Origin of the sequence: Superficieibacter sp., assembly GCF_032071645.1 — a bacterium.
In the GTDB taxonomy this organism is placed as follows: Bacteria; Pseudomonadota; Gammaproteobacteria; order Enterobacterales; family Enterobacteriaceae; genus Superficieibacter.
On record NZ_DAMAPU010000002.1, the window covers coordinates 362,500 to 379,786 of the forward strand.

General features: G+C 52.9%; 12 protein-coding genes, 1 tRNA gene and 1 pseudogene. 5 read left to right on the forward strand and 9 right to left on the reverse strand.

Annotation, left to right across the window (positions count from 1 at the left end; genetic code table 11):
* Positions 1-155 precede the first annotated feature (155 nt).
* On the forward strand, positions 156-1,064 hold the full coding sequence (locus RT197_RS06060) for an N-acetylmuramic acid 6-phosphate etherase (protein WP_312948341.1): 909 nt from the start codon (positions 156-158) through the stop codon (positions 1,062-1,064).
* 37 nt (positions 1,065-1,101) lie between these two features.
* On the opposite strand, the gene RT197_RS06065 is transcribed toward RT197_RS06060, so the two are convergent.
* Both RT197_RS06065 and RT197_RS06070 read right to left on the reverse strand, forming a co-directional pair.
* The gene (locus RT197_RS06065) at positions 1,102-2,787 is read right to left on the reverse strand and encodes an NAD-dependent malic enzyme (protein WP_312948343.1); all 1,686 of its coding nucleotides are present in this window, start codon (positions 2,785-2,787) and stop codon (positions 1,102-1,104) included.
* Between the two features lie 49 nt (positions 2,788-2,836).
* On the reverse strand, positions 2,837-3,778 hold the full coding sequence (locus RT197_RS06070; RefSeq protein WP_312948345.1) for an AEC family transporter: 942 nt from the start codon (positions 3,776-3,778) through the stop codon (positions 2,837-2,839).
* A gap of 544 nt (positions 3,779-4,322) precedes the next feature.
* On the opposite strand from RT197_RS06070, the gene RT197_RS06075 reads away from it, so the two are divergent.
* From RT197_RS06075 to RT197_RS06085, 3 genes and pseudogenes are all read left to right on the forward strand, one after another.
* Positions 4,323-5,669: a 2-hydroxycarboxylate transporter family protein gene (locus tag RT197_RS06075; RefSeq protein WP_312948347.1), complete on the forward strand. Its 1,347-nt coding sequence runs from the start codon at positions 4,323-4,325 to the stop codon at positions 5,667-5,669.
* A gap of 628 nt (positions 5,670-6,297) precedes the next feature.
* Entirely contained in the window at positions 6,298-6,795 is a 498-nt protein-coding gene (gene tssB, locus RT197_RS06080; protein WP_312948349.1) for a type VI secretion system contractile sheath small subunit, read from the forward strand.
* A gap of 52 nt (positions 6,796-6,847) precedes the next feature.
* Positions 6,848-7,057 (forward strand): annotated as a pseudogene (locus tag RT197_RS06085) (type VI secretion system contractile sheath large subunit); the annotation flags it as partial.
* Positions 7,058-7,325: 268 nt separating this feature from the next.
* Here RT197_RS06085 and RT197_RS06090 read toward each other — a convergent pair.
* Positions 7,326-7,401: transfer RNA gene (locus RT197_RS06090), tRNA-Phe, on the reverse strand.
* A 105-nt stretch (positions 7,402-7,506) separates the two neighbouring features.
* On the reverse strand, positions 7,507-8,226 hold the full coding sequence (locus RT197_RS06095; protein WP_312948351.1) for a DUF554 domain-containing protein: 720 nt from the start codon (positions 8,224-8,226) through the stop codon (positions 7,507-7,509).
* A gap of 495 nt (positions 8,227-8,721) precedes the next feature.
* On the opposite strand from RT197_RS06095, the gene RT197_RS06100 reads away from it, so the two are divergent.
* Complete coding sequence (locus RT197_RS06100) at positions 8,722-10,878, forward strand: ornithine decarboxylase (protein ID WP_312948353.1); 2,157 nt, start codon at positions 8,722-8,724, stop codon at positions 10,876-10,878.
* Here RT197_RS06100 and RT197_RS06105 read toward each other — a convergent pair.
* The 5 genes from RT197_RS06105 to RT197_RS06125 are packed head-to-tail and all read right to left on the reverse strand — an operon-like array spanning position 10,875 to position 17,037.
* On the reverse strand, positions 10,875-11,597 hold the full coding sequence (locus RT197_RS06105) for a GntR family transcriptional regulator (RefSeq protein WP_312948355.1): 723 nt from the start codon (positions 11,595-11,597) through the stop codon (positions 10,875-10,877). The genes RT197_RS06100 and RT197_RS06105 overlap by 4 nt on opposite strands.
* Positions 11,598-11,651: 54 nt before the next feature.
* Positions 11,652-13,061: a glycoside hydrolase family 1 protein gene (locus RT197_RS06110; RefSeq protein WP_312948357.1), complete on the reverse strand. Its 1,410-nt coding sequence runs from the start codon at positions 13,059-13,061 to the stop codon at positions 11,652-11,654.
* Positions 13,062-13,078: 17 nt separating this feature from the next.
* Positions 13,079-15,334, reverse strand: a complete 2,256-nt coding sequence (locus RT197_RS06115) for an alpha-xylosidase (RefSeq protein ID WP_312948359.1) — start codon at positions 15,332-15,334, stop codon at positions 13,079-13,081.
* A gap of 11 nt (positions 15,335-15,345) precedes the next feature.
* Positions 15,346-16,704 (reverse strand): PTS transporter subunit EIIC, encoded by a 1,359-nt coding sequence (locus RT197_RS06120; protein ID WP_312948361.1) that lies wholly within the window; start codon positions 16,702-16,704, stop codon positions 15,346-15,348.
* A gap of 33 nt (positions 16,705-16,737) precedes the next feature.
* Complete coding sequence (locus RT197_RS06125) at positions 16,738-17,037, reverse strand: hypothetical protein (protein WP_312948363.1); 300 nt, start codon at positions 17,035-17,037, stop codon at positions 16,738-16,740.
* Between the last annotated feature and the right edge of the window lie 250 nt (positions 17,038-17,287).

Sequence of the window (17,287 nt, forward strand, 5' to 3'; positions counted from 1 at the left end):
CGGATAATACAACCATAAAACATTATCACCGACTGGCGCGAGATCATAAAGCCTTCTCCGCCAGGCAAATTGCGCCGGGAAGCGTGACGCCATTCGCAGGTAATCAATATAAATAACCTTATAGTACAAGCGGACTCATTGATAAGGAGATAAGTATGAGCAGTGAGCACGCGGGTTGGCGTACCGCCGAAACGGAATATGTCGATCACCTGTCCACCCTGGACATGATGACCAACATCAACAATGCAGATAAACAAATTGCCGGGGCGGTAAGCGCCTGGCTGCCGACCATCGCCCGCGTCGTCGACAATGCCACCGACATTATTCGCCGGGGCGGCAGACTGGTGCTGATCGGCGCGGGCGCATCGGGACGCGCCGCCATGCAGACGGTCAGCGACTACGCGCCGGATGGCGACCACGGTCTGCGCGCCATTATTGCGGGCGGTGAGAAAGCGATGCTGCATCAGCGCAACGAGGTGGCAGGCGACTATGAGCAGGGGATCAGAGACTTGCAGGCGATTGCCTTTGACAGCAACGACATGCTGCTCGCCCTCTCCGTCAGCGGCAAAACCCCCTGGGTGTGGGGCGGATTGCGTCACGCAGGATCGCAGGGAGCGCGCATCGCGATCGTGACCCGCAACGGCACCAGCGAGGCCGCGCAACTGGCGGACATGGTCATCGCCCCGGAAACCGGCCCGGAAATCGTGGCAGGCTTCAGCGATCCTAAAGCGCAGCTGGCTCAGCAGCAGATCCTGACGATGATCGCCAACGGTCTGGCGATCCGCGCCGGACGGACGTGGCGCAACATGCGCGTCGATGTGCCTTATCATTCGGATCGCTGGTGTGAGCGCCAGATCGCCGTGGTGATGGCCGCCAGCGACTGCTCGCGCAGCGAGGCGAAAGCCGCACTTCAGGCCAGCCATCGCCACTGCCCGACGGCAATCCTGACGATCCTGACCGGGCTGGACCCCCGCGAGGCGCGAGGGTTGCTGAAGGATAACGGCGATAGCCTGCGCTTTGCCTTGCAGCAGGCGCAAAGCCCGGCGAGCGTCATCGGCGACTGAACCTGAACGCGCGGCGCTCGCGGCGGGTAGATCGCGCTTACAGCGACGAGCGTCGGTATGACGCATATTCTGCTTTCCAGTACATGCGCGCGATCCGCTCCTCAAGCGCGGCGTCGCTCTGTGCAGGGGCGATGCCTTCTTCAACCGCTGTGCGCGCTACCGCCAGCGCGATACTGCGGGAAACCGCTTCAATATCATCGACTGGCGGCAGCAGACCGCCTTTTTCAGTCCTCACCAGCGGCGAATGCGCCGCCAGCGTGCGGCTGGCCGTCATCAGCATCCCTTCTGTGACCCGCCGGGCCTTGCTGGCCAGCACGCCTAAACCGAGACCGGGGAAGACATAGGCGTTGTTGCACTGGGCGATGTCATACTGCGTGTTCTGCCAGAACACGGGTGCGAATGGACTTCCGGTGGCCACCAGCGCCGCGCCTTGCGTCCATTCGATCAGATCCACAGGCTGTGCCTCCGCGCGTGAGGTCGGGTTAGAGAGCGGCATAATGATTGGGCGCGGGCAGTGCGCGTGCATGGCTTTCACGATTTCCTCGCTAAACAGACCCGGCTGACCCGATACGCCGATCAGCACCGTCGGATGGGCGTTTTGCACCACTTCCAGCAACGAGATGTTGGTCGATTCCACCTGCCAGTGGCTGAGATCGTCGCGGGCGGTGACCAGATTCTGCTGGAAGTCGAGCAGGTTTGGCATGTCGTCGGTGAGCAGGCCAAAGCGATCCACCATGAAAATATTGCGCCGGGCTTCGGCTTCGGTCAGGCCGTCGGCGACCATCAGGGTGATGATTTTCTCTGCGATGCCGCAGCCCGCAGATCCACTGCCTAAAAACACCACCCGCTGATCGCGCAGGCGAGTCCCGGCGGCGTGAGCCGCGGCGATCAGCGTGCCGGACGTGACGGCAGCGGTGCCCTGGATATCGTCATTAAAGCAGCAAAGCTGATCCCGGTAGCGGTGCAGCAGTTTGGTGGCATTCTTCTGGGCGAAATCTTCGAATTGCAGCAGCACGTCCGGCCAGCGGTTTTTTACTGCCTCAATAAACATATCCATAAATTCGGTGTATTCATCATCGCTGATGCGCGGATGACGCCAGCCCATATAGAGCGGATCTTCCAGGTGCTGGGTATTATTTGTGCCGACATCCAGCATGATGGGCAGCGTGCTGGCGGGAGGAATGCCGCCGCAGGCGGTATAAAGCGACAGTTTGCCGATAGGAATACCCATCCCGCCGATGCCCTGATCGCCAAGTCCGAGAATTCGCTCACCGTCAGTGACCACGATGACGCGAATATCGTTGCGCGAAAAACTTTGCAGCATTTCATCAATGCGGTGACGGTTGGGCCAGGAAATAAACAGGCCGCGCGCGCGACGGTAGAGAGTGGAAAAATGCTCGCAGGCTTCGCCGACCGTTGGGGTATAAATAATCGGCAGGGTCTCCTTCATATGCGCGCGCAACAGATTATAAAATAACGTCTCGTTAGTATCCTGAATATTACGCAGATACACATGGCGGGAGATATCGCGATTAAAATGACAGAATTGCCCCCAGGCGCGTTCGGTTTGCTCTTCAATGGTCTCGATATTTTCTGGTAATAAACCGTGCAGATTAAAGTTATCGCGTTCCTGTTCACTGAAAGCCAGTCCCTTATTTAATAACGGGGTTTCCAGCAGAACCGCGCCGTTATAGGGGGTGTACAAAATTTCATTGCGTGACATGCGTTGCTCCTGAATAAAGAGAGAGTGCGTGACCATAACGGCCCGACGTTTACGAAATCAGATAGATCATTATTCCTTCCGTGACGACCCCAATGGCGGTGCCGATTAAAATCGTCGATGAGGCCGATTCAATATAGGTATCGCTGCGCAGGGCAAACATTCCGGCGGCAATCGCGGAAGGGGTCGCGCCAATAATCACCACCTGCTGCAACAGGGTATGGCTGAGGCCGAATGCCACGCCTGCCGCAGCCATAATGGCGGGCTGAATAAGATTTTTAATGCCGATATTGGTGCAGGTCTGAATAGTAAACTGCGGACGTTCGCCGTAAAAAAGCAGGCCGAGGGCAAACAGCGACAGCCCGCCTGCCACTTTACCGACCATTTCAATCGGCATACTGAGCAGGTGCGGAATTTGCACACCTGCGAGGCTCAGCAAGACGCCGGAAACCGGGATCCACACGATGGGATTGCGCGCCGCTTTAATCAGATTCTGCACCACCATTTTCCCCGGATTCAGCGCACTGAGGGAACCGTCCTTATCGCCCATCCGAATCAGAACAATGGTCAATGGGATCATGACTACGCTGGTGATCAGGTTGCCAATCAGCACGCCGAGAAAACCCTCCGGGCCGATAAGCACCGAGAGGACCGGTGCGCCAAAATAGGCCATATCCGGGAAAGCACAGACCAGCGACTGAATGGCACTGGTTTTGATGTCGTGGCGAAACACGTAGCGTGAAAGGCAAAGAGTGAGTAAATACGATCCCATCAGGCCAATCACCAGCACGGCCATAAAAGAAAAATTCTTCATTTTATTTGGATCGGTATTCAGTGCGCCGATAAAAAGATGAAAGGGCAGCGCAAAGCGGATCACCACCGTCGCCAGAACGCTGGCATCTTCACGGCGTGTATAGCCTAATTTCCCGCTTATCCATCCTAATAACATAACAAAGACAAGCGGAAACAACGATTGTAAAAGTAATGAAGGCATGACATATCCTGTAGGGTATTATTTTTAGGTTTGATTCAGTCGCTAATTTAACGAACGGAAAATTCATCAGGGGTGATAAGGATCACACTCCGTTCGGTTTAAATAATTTCAAAAGGGTTAATTTAATTTCAAATGCTGGCGAAATAGCGAAAATTAAACCCTTTAGTTCAGGTTAATTGTTTGTTTAACAATGATTTTTGTAGGGTAATGGCTTGCGTGAAAAACTGACCACCGTGCTGATTCAGTAATTTATCGCAGTTAAGTTGGCAGTGGTACTAAAAAATTATTAATACATTCTCATCGTCAGAAAATAACTTTACTTACAAAACACTGTATTAAGTTATTTAACGATGAATTTGCGGATCGTTCACATTTTCATCGTCCGTTATTGTGCATCCTCTTTTTGAGTAGAATCTGCCGTGCTAATTTTCCGGCAAACCAGAAACTGTCTGAACGCTTTTAATTATGTCAAAAATGAGAACATCAGGAATAAGCGTTGCGTATTCCTGTTCCTTTTTACCTACGAGCAAATCAGGTGAACACAATGAAAAATAATCCTCTGCATCCGACTCCACCGACGCCCACGTCGCGCTTTGCCCTCGCAGGCCCCGCCTCGCGTCTGCTGAGCACTACCGAAGTGGGTGCCGTCCCGCTAATGTTGTTTATCGGTATTGCGATGATTGTGGCGCTATCCGCCTGGGCGGGGGTGCTGCCGAAAAACATGATTGGCGGACTGGCGGTGATCATGACCCTCGGGTTTGCCTTCGCCAAAATCGGCCGCCGCATTCCGCTACTTAAAGATATCGGCGGTCCGGCAATCCTGTGCCTGATGCTGCCGTCGATACTGGTCTACTTCGGCGTGTTCCAGAAACACACCCTCGACACCGTGCACCTGCTGATGAAAGAGGCGAACCTGCTTTACTTTGTCATTGCCTGCCTGGTCGTGGGAAGCATTCTGGGCATGAACCGCGTCATTCTCATCCAGGGGATGCTGCGTATGTTCGTGCCGCTGGTCGTCGGCACGGTCATGGCGACGATTGTCGGGCTGGCGGTGGGGACGCTGTTTGGCTACAGCCTGTATCACACCTTTTTCTTTATCATCGTGCCGATTATCGGGGGAGGGATTGGCGAGGGCATACTGCCGCTGTCGCTGGCATATTCGGCGATCCTCGGCCAGACGCCGGATGTCTACGTAGCGCAACTGGCCCCGGCAGCGGTGGTCGGCAACATCTTCGCGATTATCTGCGCGGGCGTTCTCGCGCGTCTCGGCAGCCGTCGCCCGGCGCTTTCCGGCAACGGGATGCTGATCCGCAGCAATGAAGAGAACCGGATGTTTACCGGCGCGCAGGACGCGCAGCAGACGGATTTCCACTTAATGGGCGGCGGACTGCTGCTGATTTGCGCCTTCTTTATCGTCGGCGGCCTGTTCGAAAAGATCGTCCACATTCCTGGGCCGGTGCTGATGATCCTTATCGCAGTGCTGTGCAAATACGCCCGGATCATTCCGGCTTCAATGGAGCAGGGTGCGCACAGCTGCTACAAATTTGTCTCCGCAGCGCTGGTCTGGCCGCTGATGATCGGCCTCGGTATGCTCTATGTACCGCTGGAGAGCGTGGTCTCGGTCTTTTCCATTGGCTACGTGGTGGTGTGCGGTGCGATTGTCATCTCTATGGCGTTAAGCGGGTATTTCGTTGCCTCGCGGCTGAATATGTACCCTGTCGAGGCGGCAATTGTCACCAGTTGCCATAGCGGACTTGGCGGCACCGGCGACGTGGCAATTTTATCCGCCGCAAACCGCATGGCGCTGATGCCATTCGCGCAAATCGCAACGCGTATTGGCGGCGCATCAACGGTTATCGCCGCGACCTTACTGCTGAGCTGGATTGTTTAACGGCGGGCGATTCTCATGTGGTCAGTGCATGACATAAAACCGGTATAACCTGGACGCAGCTTAGGACGGCGCTGTTTAACTTCTCCAGTGGATATGCAGCAGCGAATCGCGGAAGTGTGCGGCGTGTCGCATTAAGCCAGATGCTAATGAATACAGTAGCATCTGGCCTCTGTGAGGTAATGAAGCCCGTTGACGCATTCGCAACCCCCATTACTCATATTATTTGACCACTACAATTACCGTATTTCTCATCTTAAGCGTGGGCATGACTTCCAGAAAGCCCGAGCACCTTCTCGTATTACCTTTCACCCTAAAGCCATAACTTCATAATAGATGGGTATTTTTAATTCTCGTGTATTGATTTAAATCAATACATGATCGTTTTATTAACAACTGACTGTGTCCTTTAACTATTTCGATATAAATGCGTGTTTGTTGTAGTGCCAGTAGTTCAATTTTCTGGTCTGCCAGTGTACTTTTTTCTTAATGGTTAGCAGTAAATTCTTAAAATGTTCCTTATTAAGGATTAAATATCGGTAAATTTGATATTTTATCGATCATGGTTCCATTGTTACGCGTGACGAACTGAAGCGTGAAAGTTTGCACAGCGATAAACCGAGGGATTGAGATGGCTGACAGTTTCCAGAATGATGTGCCTAAGGCACGTATTAATCTAAAACTTGACCTGCATACGGGAGGCGCGAGCAAGAAAACCGAACTCCCCCTGAAATTACTTGTTGCGGGCGATTTCAGTAATGGTCAGGAGTCTGCTCCATTATCAGAGCGTAAAAAAGTTAATCTGCACAAAAATAATTTCGATTCGGTGCTTTCCGAATATTCCCCAAAAGTAAATCTTACCGTTAAAAATACGCTTGCCGGTGACGGCAGTGAAGACACCATCAGTCTGACATTCCGCAGCATGAAGGATTTCACCCCGGAACAGGTCTCCCGGCAAATACCCCGGCTGAAGGCCATGCTTTCCATGCGTAATTTACTGCGTGATTTAAAAGCCAACCCGCTGGATAACCAGGCTTTCCGAAAAGAGCTGGAAAAAATTCTGCTCGACCCGGCGTTAAGCGCAGAACTCAGAGCCGAACTCTCATCCCTGACACCTGAACAGCCGTAACCCCCGCCAGGCAATAACGGATTAACAAAAGAAATAACGGATTAACCAAGGAATGCTCATGTCTGTACAACATAAAAAGACTGCCGGTGGCGAAAGCGTGGTAACGGAACGCCCTTCAGCAGGCGGGGTTTACGCGTCTCTGTTTGAAAAAATCAACCTGAATCCGGTCTCTGAACTGAGCGCGCTGGACATCTGGCAGGATCCGCAGGCGATGTCGGATGCCTCTGCGGATGAACGCCTGACTGCCGGGATGCAGGTATACACCTGCCAGCTGTGCCAGAATGAGCAAAGAGAAGGTTGTTTGCAGAAGCTTAGCGGTTATCTGGTGCTTGCCAGTAAGATTTTAAAAGGAATAACAATCCTGGAGATAACCCTTTATTGATTGTTATATAAGAACATATTTTTATGGATGGCGTTTCCTTCGGACTTCTTACTGAGCAGTATTTCTACAGCAAATCATTACGACCGGCGACAGGATTGCGGCGCTACAAAGCAAAAAACCAGCCCGTAGGCTGGTTTTTCTAAATGAGTGGTGCCCGGACTCGGAATCGAACCAAGGACACGGGGATTTTCAATCCCCTGCTCTACCGACTGAGCTATCCGGGCAACGGGGCGCATTAAACCGTAATCCCCTGGCGGCGTCAATGAAAATTATCAAATCCGCTACGGACTGCGCATTATGCCAGCATGTTGGCGAGAATGCAGCCATTTTCAGGTGAATAAGGCGGTCCACAGGGCGGAGAGCGGCATGGCGATAAGCAGCGCGGGCAGCATATTGGCGACCGCGAACAGCTTGATGCCGCAGATGCGCAGGCCGGTTGCCAGCAGTAAAATGCCGCCGACGGCGGAGAAATCGCCCATCATGGCGGGGGTGGTGAGCGGAAGGATCAGCATGGCGCAGCTGGCGAGCGTTAGCTGGATTGCCAGCATCGGCAGCGAAATCGCCGACACCGCGATGCCGAGCGAGGTGGCAAAAATCAAGGCGGTGAAAAAATCGAGGAAAGATTTAGCAATCAGAATACTGGCATCGCCGGTCATGCCCTCGTGCATCGCGCCAAAAACCCCGGTGCCGCTGGCGCAGAAGAGAATAATGAGCACCACCAGGCTGTTAATAAAAGACTCGTGGGCGCTGCTGCTGGCCGCCGTTGCATTCTTCTTCTGCGTCAGTTTGCGCAGGCCGGAAATGCCGTTGCTGATCCCTTTTTCCACGAAGCAAAGCTCGCCGATGAGCGTACCGAGTAACGTTGCCAGTACCATCACCGGCAGGTTCACGCATTTGATGACCAGCAAAATCCCGATACCCAGCGAGCAAAGTCCAAATACGGAAGGCATCGAGAGGCGAACGCGTTCAGGCAGGCGATGGCTAAGAAGCGCGCCCAGCACGCCACCCACCAGCACGGCGCTGGCGTTAATAAAAGGTCCGATCAGCAAACTGTTTCTCCATAAATGTTTGTCGCTTAACTATGCGCAAGAATTGCATAGCCTGCCGGAAGCTTTACTGGTGTCTCCAACATGTGCGAAGAGTGAATTCGGTTATCTCAAGGGTAATCGCTTCGCAAAAAGGTTAAAAGCGTTATTCTGCTAACCTGCATTAAACGGCAGGGCGAGGTGTTGCACCTGCCGGGGAAAGGTGCCATGATTGCGCGAATTTTCTTCATCTGTTTAGGGGCTACCGGAGATGACAACCCTGTCACCATATCGCCTGACCCATCGCGCCCTGTCGCGAAGGCCGCCCCGCGCCACGCTTCTCACCGTGCGGTGAGGCCTACGCACGCTCGCTGCAGGATAACAGTAAAATCAGACGCGATCTGCTTTTACTGATGTCTGGCGGTCGGAGCTGTTAATTACTCTGATCCAGACCCTTCGTTGGGCAAGGCCGCAGCCTTGTCCGGGATTTTTACTGTCCCGAAAGGGGTATATCTGCTTATGAAATCGATGAATATTGCCGCCAGCAGCGCGCTGGTCTCCACGCTGTCCACTTCGCGCACGGTTGTGGCGCTGGACAGCACCGACTTTACCGATGTGGCGGCAGTCGTCATTACCGTTGCGGACAGCCGCAGCGGTCTCCTCGCGTTGCTCAAACGGACCGGCTTTCACCTGCCGGTATTCCTGTTCAGCGAAACAGAAATCGCGCTGCCCGACGGCGTGACTGCCATCATCAAGGGAACCGCGCAGGAATGGCTGGAAGTGGAAGCTGCCGCCTGCCGTTATGAAGAGAATTTGCTGCCGCCGTTTTTTGATACGCTCAGTCAGTATGTGGCGATGAATAACAGCACCTTTGCCTGTCCCGGCCACCAGCACGGCGCGTTTTTTAAAAAGCACCCGGCGGGGCGTCAGTTCTTCGACTTTTTCGGCGAGAACGTTTTTCGGGCGGATATGTGCAACGCCGATGTGAAGCTGGGCGATCTGCTGATCCACGAAGGCTCGGCCAAACACGCACAGAAATTTGCCGCCAAAGTCTTCCATGCCGACAAAACGTACTTTGTACTCAACGGCACGTCGGCGGCGAATAAAGTGGTGACGAATGCGCTACTGACGCGCGGCGATCTGGTGCTGTTCGACCGCAATAATCATAAATCTAACCATCACGGGGCGCTGATCCAGGCCGGAGCCACGCCGGTTTATCTGGAAGCGGCGCGTAATCCGTTTGGATTTATTGGCGGCATTGATGAACACTGTTTTGACGATGGCTATCTGCGCGAGCTTATCCGTGAAGTGGCCCCGGAAAAAGCCAGCCAGCCGCGCCCGTTCCGTCTGGCGGTGATCCAGCTTGGCACCTACGATGGCACCATCTATAACGCGCGTCAGGTGGTGGATAAAATCGGTCATCTGTGTGATTACATCCTGTTTGACTCGGCGTGGGTGGGCTACGAGCAATTCATCCCGATGATGGCTGACAGTTCGCCGCTGCTGCTGGAGCTTAATGAAAACGATCCGGGGATTTTCGTTACCCAGTCGGTGCATAAACAGCAGGCGGGCTTCTCGCAGACCTCGCAAATCCACAAAAAAGATAACCACATTCGCGGCCAGGCGCGTTTCTGCCCACACAAGCGGCTGAACAATGCCTTTATGCTGCACGCTTCTACCAGCCCGTTTTACCCGCTGTTCGCCGCGCTGGATATCAACGCTAAAATCCATGAAGGGGAGAGCGGACGTCGCCTGTGGGCGGAATGCGTGGCGCTGGGCATTGAAGCGCGTAAGGCGATTATCGCGCAGTGTAAAATGATCAAACCCTTTGTGCCACCGGAGGTGGACGGGCGGGCGTGGCAGGATCATCCCACTGAAGCGATTGCCAGCGAGCGCCGTTTCTTCAGCTTTGAGCCGGGCGCGGCGTGGCATGGTTTTGAGGGCTATGCCCGCGATCAGTATTTTGTCGATCCCTGTAAGCTGCTGCTCACCACGCCGGGCATTGATGCGCAAACCGGGCAGTACACCGACTTTGGCGTTCCGGCAACTATTCTGGCGCACTACCTGCGTGAGAATGGGATCGTGCCGGAAAAATGCGATCTGAACTCGATCCTGTTCTTGCTGACCCCTGCCGAAAGCGCGGAAAAGCTGGCGCAACTGGTGGCGATGCTGGCGCAGTTCGAACACCATATTGAAGACAACACTCCGCTGGCCGACGTGCTGCCGACCATCTTCAACAAATATCCGGTGCGCTACCGGGATTACACCCTGCGCGATCTGTGCCAGGAAATGCACAATTTATACGTCAGTTTCGACGTGAAAGATCTGCAAAAGGCCATGTTCCGTCGGGAAAGCCTGCCGCAGGTGGCGATGGGCGCGCAGGAGGCGAACAGCGAATTTATTCGCGGAAATGTGGAGCTGGTGCGTCTGAGCGCTGCCGAAGGCCGGATCGCGGCAGAAGGTGCGCTGCCATATCCACCCGGCGTATTGTGCGTGGTGCCGGGCGAAATCTGGGGCGGGGCGGTGCTGCGTTATTTCCTGGCGCTGGAAGAAGGCTTAAACCTGCTGCCGGGCTTCTCACCGGAATTACAGGGGGTATACAGTGAAACCGACTCCGACGGTATTAAGCGGCTGTATGGCTACGTGCTGAAAAAAGCGCGCGGCCGCTCTGCTTAACTCGCAATATTGACGTTGTGGAATTCGTAGCGGTCATGCCGGTAATGAATAATACTGTATTCAAACGGCATACCGTTATCGAGATAAGTCACCTGCTCTATTTCCATTATGGGATCGATCATGGCGATATGCAGATTTTCCGCTTCCAGCGAATTCGCCCGACAGGCGCGAACCGTTTGATGCTGGCTCTGAATACGAAAATGCGTTTCAACCTCAATATGCCGATAGACTGAATCCATCAGGTTATCAATGCGAATGCCGGGAATAATATTGATGGGGATTTCGGTATATTCAATACAGCAGGGTTGTTTGTCGAGATAGCGCACGCGGCTGAAGTGATAAACAAAATCGGTCTCTTCCAGATACAGATTCTTAATGGTGTCCGGTTGCGGATGCACCACGCTGAACTCGATCAGTTTTGACGAAACGGTTTCATCCGGATGAGAGGCAGTAAAGCCAAATGGTTTACTGCCCATCGGGGCGCTAACAGCCAGGGAGGCCGCGCCCTTAACAAAAGACCCGACCCCCCGGCGCTTGATGATCAGCCCATCGTTAACCAGCAAATCCATCGCTTTCTTAACGGTGATCCGACTGGCGCAATAACGATCGCCCAGCTCTTTTTCCAGCGGCAATTGCTGATTAATTTTATAATAACCTGTGATGATCTTAGCGCGTAGGTCATTGAAGATTATTTTATATTTCAGTGAATTGTCGCTCATAGTACATTCTTCATCCGTAAATGGATTGTACTATACCACTTACCGGGCAGTTATTCAGTCGGATTGCGTGCCCGAGGGCGAGTAATCGAACCCGTTATTGTCGTGCAACGCTTTAAACCAGTAGCCGCTTTTCTTGATAAGCTTACTGCCAGTTTGCAGGTCGAGTGAAATCAGACCATAGCGGTTGCGGTAGGCATTGGACCACGACCAGTTATCAATAAACGTCCAGACATGATAACCAAAGCAGTGGCTTCCTTCTTCAATCCCTTTATGCAGCCAGAACAAATGGTCGCGGTAGAATTGAATGCGGTAGTCGTCATTAAGCTCACCATTAATAATGCGGTTGCGCTCGTCTTTTACGCCAAAACCATTTTCAGAGACCATCCACGGAATATTGCCGTAATCATCACGAATAGAGATGGCAATATCGTAAAGCCCTTTCTCATAAATTTCCCAGTTCTTATCCTCATTAATTCGGCAACCCGGCATGGTGTAGTTGTCAAAATAATATTCCGGGGTGAAAGGCGCTTCCGGGTCAGGCAGAGATCTGCGGGCGCAGACCCGGCGTGGATGGTAATAATTCACCCCCAGAAAATCGACGGTATTATGGCGGATAACCTCACACGCCTGTTCCAGTCCGCAAGGAAGCAGATCGTGTTTTTTCAGCAGTGCGACCAGTTCTGCCGGAAACACGCCTTTCACCGCCGGATCGAGAAATGAACGATTGCAAAAAAGATCGGCGATCTCCGCCGCGCGCAGATCTGCCGGATGCTGGCTGCGTGGATAAGAGGGCGTCAGATTGAGAACGATGCCGATCTGCCCATCCTGCGCCTGCGCGCGATAGTGTTCAATCGCCAGCGCGTTGGCGTAAAGCGTATTGAATGCCACCCGCACGGCGGCCTGAGGATCGACCCGGTTAGGGTAATGGAAATCGTATAAATATCCGCCTTCAACGTGCACAATCGGCTCGTTAAAGGTGAACCAGTATTTCACCCGGTCACCAAACAGGCGGAAGCAACTGGCTGCGTAGCGGGCAAAGTGATGGGCAACCTGCTCATTCTCAAAACCGCCGATATCCTGCATCGCCAGCGGCATATCAAAATGGAACAGATTAATGACTGGCGTAATACCGTTGTCGATCAGCTCATCGATCATGGCGTTATAAAAATCCACCGCCTGCGGATTAATATCGCCGGTGCCCTCCGGGTACAGGCGCGACCAGCTAATTGAGGTGCGAAAAGAATTATGCCCGGTGGCGGCTAAATACTTAACGTCCTCTTTCATATTCATATAAAACTGCGAAGTATCCGTCGGGCCGACGCGCTGATGAAATCTTTCCGGCTCAATTTCAAACCAGCGATCCCAGATATTTTTACCTTTGCCAAACTGCTGGCTGGCCCCTTCAGTCTGGGTGGCGGAGGCGGCGCTGCCCCACATAAAACGGTCGGGAAATGTTAATTTCATAGTTGATCCTGTGAGTGTTATAAAAGGGCTGCGAATTTAACAACGCCGGGATAGTCGCAATTCAGGTCGTTATTATTGAGCGTCCAGTGATAGCGCTGGCGATTTTCATCAATCAGTGTGCCGCTTCCCTGGGTAATATTGCCGTATCCCTGAAGCACAATCGGGACGTGATTAAATGTTTTCAGATGTCGAATATCCTCGGCGAAGGTCGGAATAATCGCCCCCTCGCGAATAAAGACCGGAATATCCTCCAGTGTAATATCCAGGTTATGGACGCACTGACCGTCATACCAGCGTTTTTCATGCAGGGAATACCAGCGGCCTGCGGGCAGATAAACGCTGCGCTGCTGCTGACCCGGCTCAAGGATCGGGATCACCATGACGTTCTCGCCAAGCATGAATTGATCGTCAATCGCGTGAACAAAAGGATCGTCTGCAAACTCCAGCGCCAGATGGCGCATCAGCGGCAGACCGGTGTCCTGGGCTTCGCTGCCCAGCGCCAGCAGCAGCGGTAACCAGCGATAGCGCAACTGGCTGTAACGCCGGACGATATCAACCGCCTGTTGCCCAAAATGCCAGGGCTCACGCGGGCTGACACCGTGATAGCGCGCCAGAGAGCACAGCATGCCCACCTGCGACCAGCGAATGTAAAGTTCCGGGTCGACGTTTTGCCCTTTAAATCCGGCGATGTCGCTGCTCCAGTAGCATTCGCCGCTGAAACCGACGCTCAGCCCGCCGCGCAGGGTGTGCTTCAGCCCTTCAAACGTCGATTCCACATCGCCCGACCAGGTTCCGGCGAAGCGTCCGCAGCCGAGGAATCCCGGTCTTTTCCACACCAGCGCGGTGCCGTGAACTTCCTGCGTAGCTTCGTAGCAGACTTTGGCATACAGCCAGATATACGCGTTGTGCATATCTCTGCCACTGTAGCCGTTATGAAACAGCGCGTTTTCCGGGATGCGGTCGGCATAGTCCGGCTTCAGCGCCTTCAGGCCGCGACGCAGCAACGTTTTCAGATGCTCCTTCCACCAGCTATACGCCAGCGGATTGCTGAGATCGGGAATGCCGATTTCACTGACGTTGCGCCGGTACACGTGGGCAATGCCGCCATCCAGCGTTTTAACCAGATAGTTTTTATCCAGCGCGTCCTGATAAATAGCGGTGCCGGGCGGCAGGTAAGGGTTGATCCAGACCGAGCAGGCGACGTTATCGTGCTCCAGCGCGGACAAAAAGGCTTCCGGTTGCGGGAAGTGTCCATCTCCCCACTCAAAATCGCAGCAATCGACCCAGAAATCCTTATACCAGTAGTGCTTGCCCCAGTTCACATCCAGATGCAGAACGTCGAACGGCAACCGGTGCGTTTCTAACTGATGTTTGATGCCGAGCACTTCCTCTGCGGTCTGATACGCGCAGCGGCTGTACCAGACGCCAAGCGTCCACGGGGCCGGGAAGTCCGGCTTACCCTGCATTTCGGCCTGTATCTGCACCAGCGCTTTTAGCGAATCGCCGAAGAACAGATAACCGCGCAGCAGGGCGCTTTCGCTCAGCACGCTGACGGACTCAAAGCAAAAATGCCCCACGTCCCAGTGGGTACGCCGCGCGGTCGCCATCATCACCCCATATCCGGCATCGCACAGCAGTATCGGGTGCGCTTTATAGCTGAGATCGGTGGAATTGGTGGCGCAGGCGTCCATCACATAGCTGGTGATGCGGGCCTGAGATTTTTCGACTTTGCTGAATTTCTCGCCCAGCCCATAAAAATGCTGCCCGTTTTTGCTTTCCCAGGACATATACGTTTCGCTATGGCCCTGGGCATCAATGCGAATACCCAGTCCCGGCGTCACGGGCTGGCGGGAAACCTTTTTGCCTGACAGGGTAAATTGGGTTCTCCCACGCTGGATCTGCAAAGAGAAAGGGGAACGGGCCAACGTGACGCGCAGTTCGCCATACTCTAACTGTACCTGATCCGACTCCTCGCTGATGGATAACGCATGACGGGGCTGGGCGGTAACCGGCAGATAAAACGCGGGCATTTCATGGCTGAGCGGCAACGGGCCAAATTCAAAACTGAGGTTGTGATCCGTCAGTGCCGCCAGCGTTAAACAGGCGCTTTTGCCACTGGTCAGGGTGAGGATAATCTCAACGCCGTCGTCTTTCAGATTAATGTCCGTGGCGTCAGTAACATAATCGTAATGATAGCCTTCATGATAAAAAATACGGTCGCTGTTTTGATAATCCCAGCCGTTAATCGCTTTATTGATAATATGTTCTTTCATCGTGTTTCACCTTACGCTTCAGTGGCTTTTTCGTTAATCGAGTTCGCTATTTTGACGAAAGGCATATAAATAGCGGTCATGACGACAATCACCAGTAGCTGATATAAGCCCCCGGAAACCTGCCCGGAGAAAAGGATCCCGGAAATAATCGGCGGTACTGTCCACGGAACGTTATGCGTGATAATTGGCAGCAGCCCCATATTGGTCAGTAGCACCGCGCCAAAGAACGGCAACACCCAGCTGAGTACGTAAGGAATAAACATCACCGGGTTTAAAATAATCGGCAGGCCAAAGTTAATCGGCTCGCTGATATTAAAAATGGCCGGGGCGAGGGCGATTTTTGCCGTATTACGGTTTTCCATGCGGCGCGAGAAAAGATACACCGCAATAATCGGTGCCAGCGTCATTCCGCCGGAGGAAACCGTTGAAAAATTGAAAAACAGGGTGGAGTAGAGATGCTGCCCTACGCCCATAATGTTTTCGTTATCGTTGATGGCCCACGTCAGGCCAAATATCGGTCCCCATACGGAGGTGGCGTGAATGCCGAACCACTGCAATAGCGGCCCGGTCACCATTGCGACAATCGCAAAGAAAGGCGTGGAGGCGACTGCCAGCGTCGGTTTCTGCAATATCGTCAGCAGAATTTCTGGCACGGAGGAGTCAAAGTAAGCATGTAAAACCGCTGCCAGCACCACAAAAAACAGCAGGGTAAAGCAGCCGGGGATCAGCGATTCAAAACTGCGCGCCACCGCTGGCGGAACGCTGTCCGGCATTTTGATGGTGAAATTCTTTTCGATCAGGCGGTTAAAAATCCAGATGGTCAGACCGGAAACCAGCAGGCCGGTAAAAATTCCTTCCTGGCCAATAAACCGGGTGTTAACGATGCCACTGAGCGTCACCACCTGCTGATTTACATCATTGGTGGTAAATTGCCACGGCAGACAAATGAAAAAAGCGGCAATAGCATAAAAAACGCAAACAATCGGCTCTTTGTTTTTCGGGAAAAAACGGCGGGTGCCGAAAAAGGTAAAGCCGACAATAATAAGAATGGCGTTTATTGCCATCGTACCGTTAATAAAATAATTGCAGTAATGCTGTAGCATGACCATCTTCGCTGCCATGCCTGACGCCAGCCATGCCTCGCTATTGTCATGAAACAGCACGCCAATTCCCAGCCCGGCATCGCCGAATACGATCCCCGCAGGGTCAAGAAAAACGGAGCTTATCATAATGGCGATACCGGCAATCATTAATGGCACGCCGCTCATAATAAAGGTATCGCGTAGCGCCAGCAGTAAACGATTGCCAGCAACTTTACTGATGCTTCTTGTCAGAATTTGCTGAATAACGGGTATAGAGAGAATGCTCATTTGTGCTGCCTCATCCCTGTCGTAATGCAATAATTAATTTTTTAATAGTCCATCAATTCTGTTTTTTAACAGCTCGCCGTTCATGCTGCCAAACTCCTGTATGCCGAGCGTAAAAACGATTTTATCAGGATAGTCTCGCTGGACATCTTCCAGCGCCCAGGCAATTTGTGGCCCGAGAATAATAATCTGGGTCTCTTCTGCGACATCAGGCAGGCTGGAATAATCGTAAGCTTCAACCTGATGGTCGATGCCTGCGGCCTTATACGCGGCCTTGAGTTTGGATGCCATCATGCTGGTAGACATCCCTGAGTTACAAAAAAGTGAAATATTCATGGGTAATTTCCTTCATATTAACAATTATTTATCCTGGCGCGGTCAGCGGCAGCGGCTTAAAAATACGCTTTTGCGATGGCATGTAAATATCAATATTTATAAAAGATATGTCTTTTGTGATCCCGGTTCCTGATTTACCTACGCGACGTAATTTTATGTTGAGTGGAGGAGACAAGAGGTGTAATAAATGGAAAAATGCCTGACTTTAAATATTCAGGAAATCTATGAATGGCTCTGATATATAATCAAG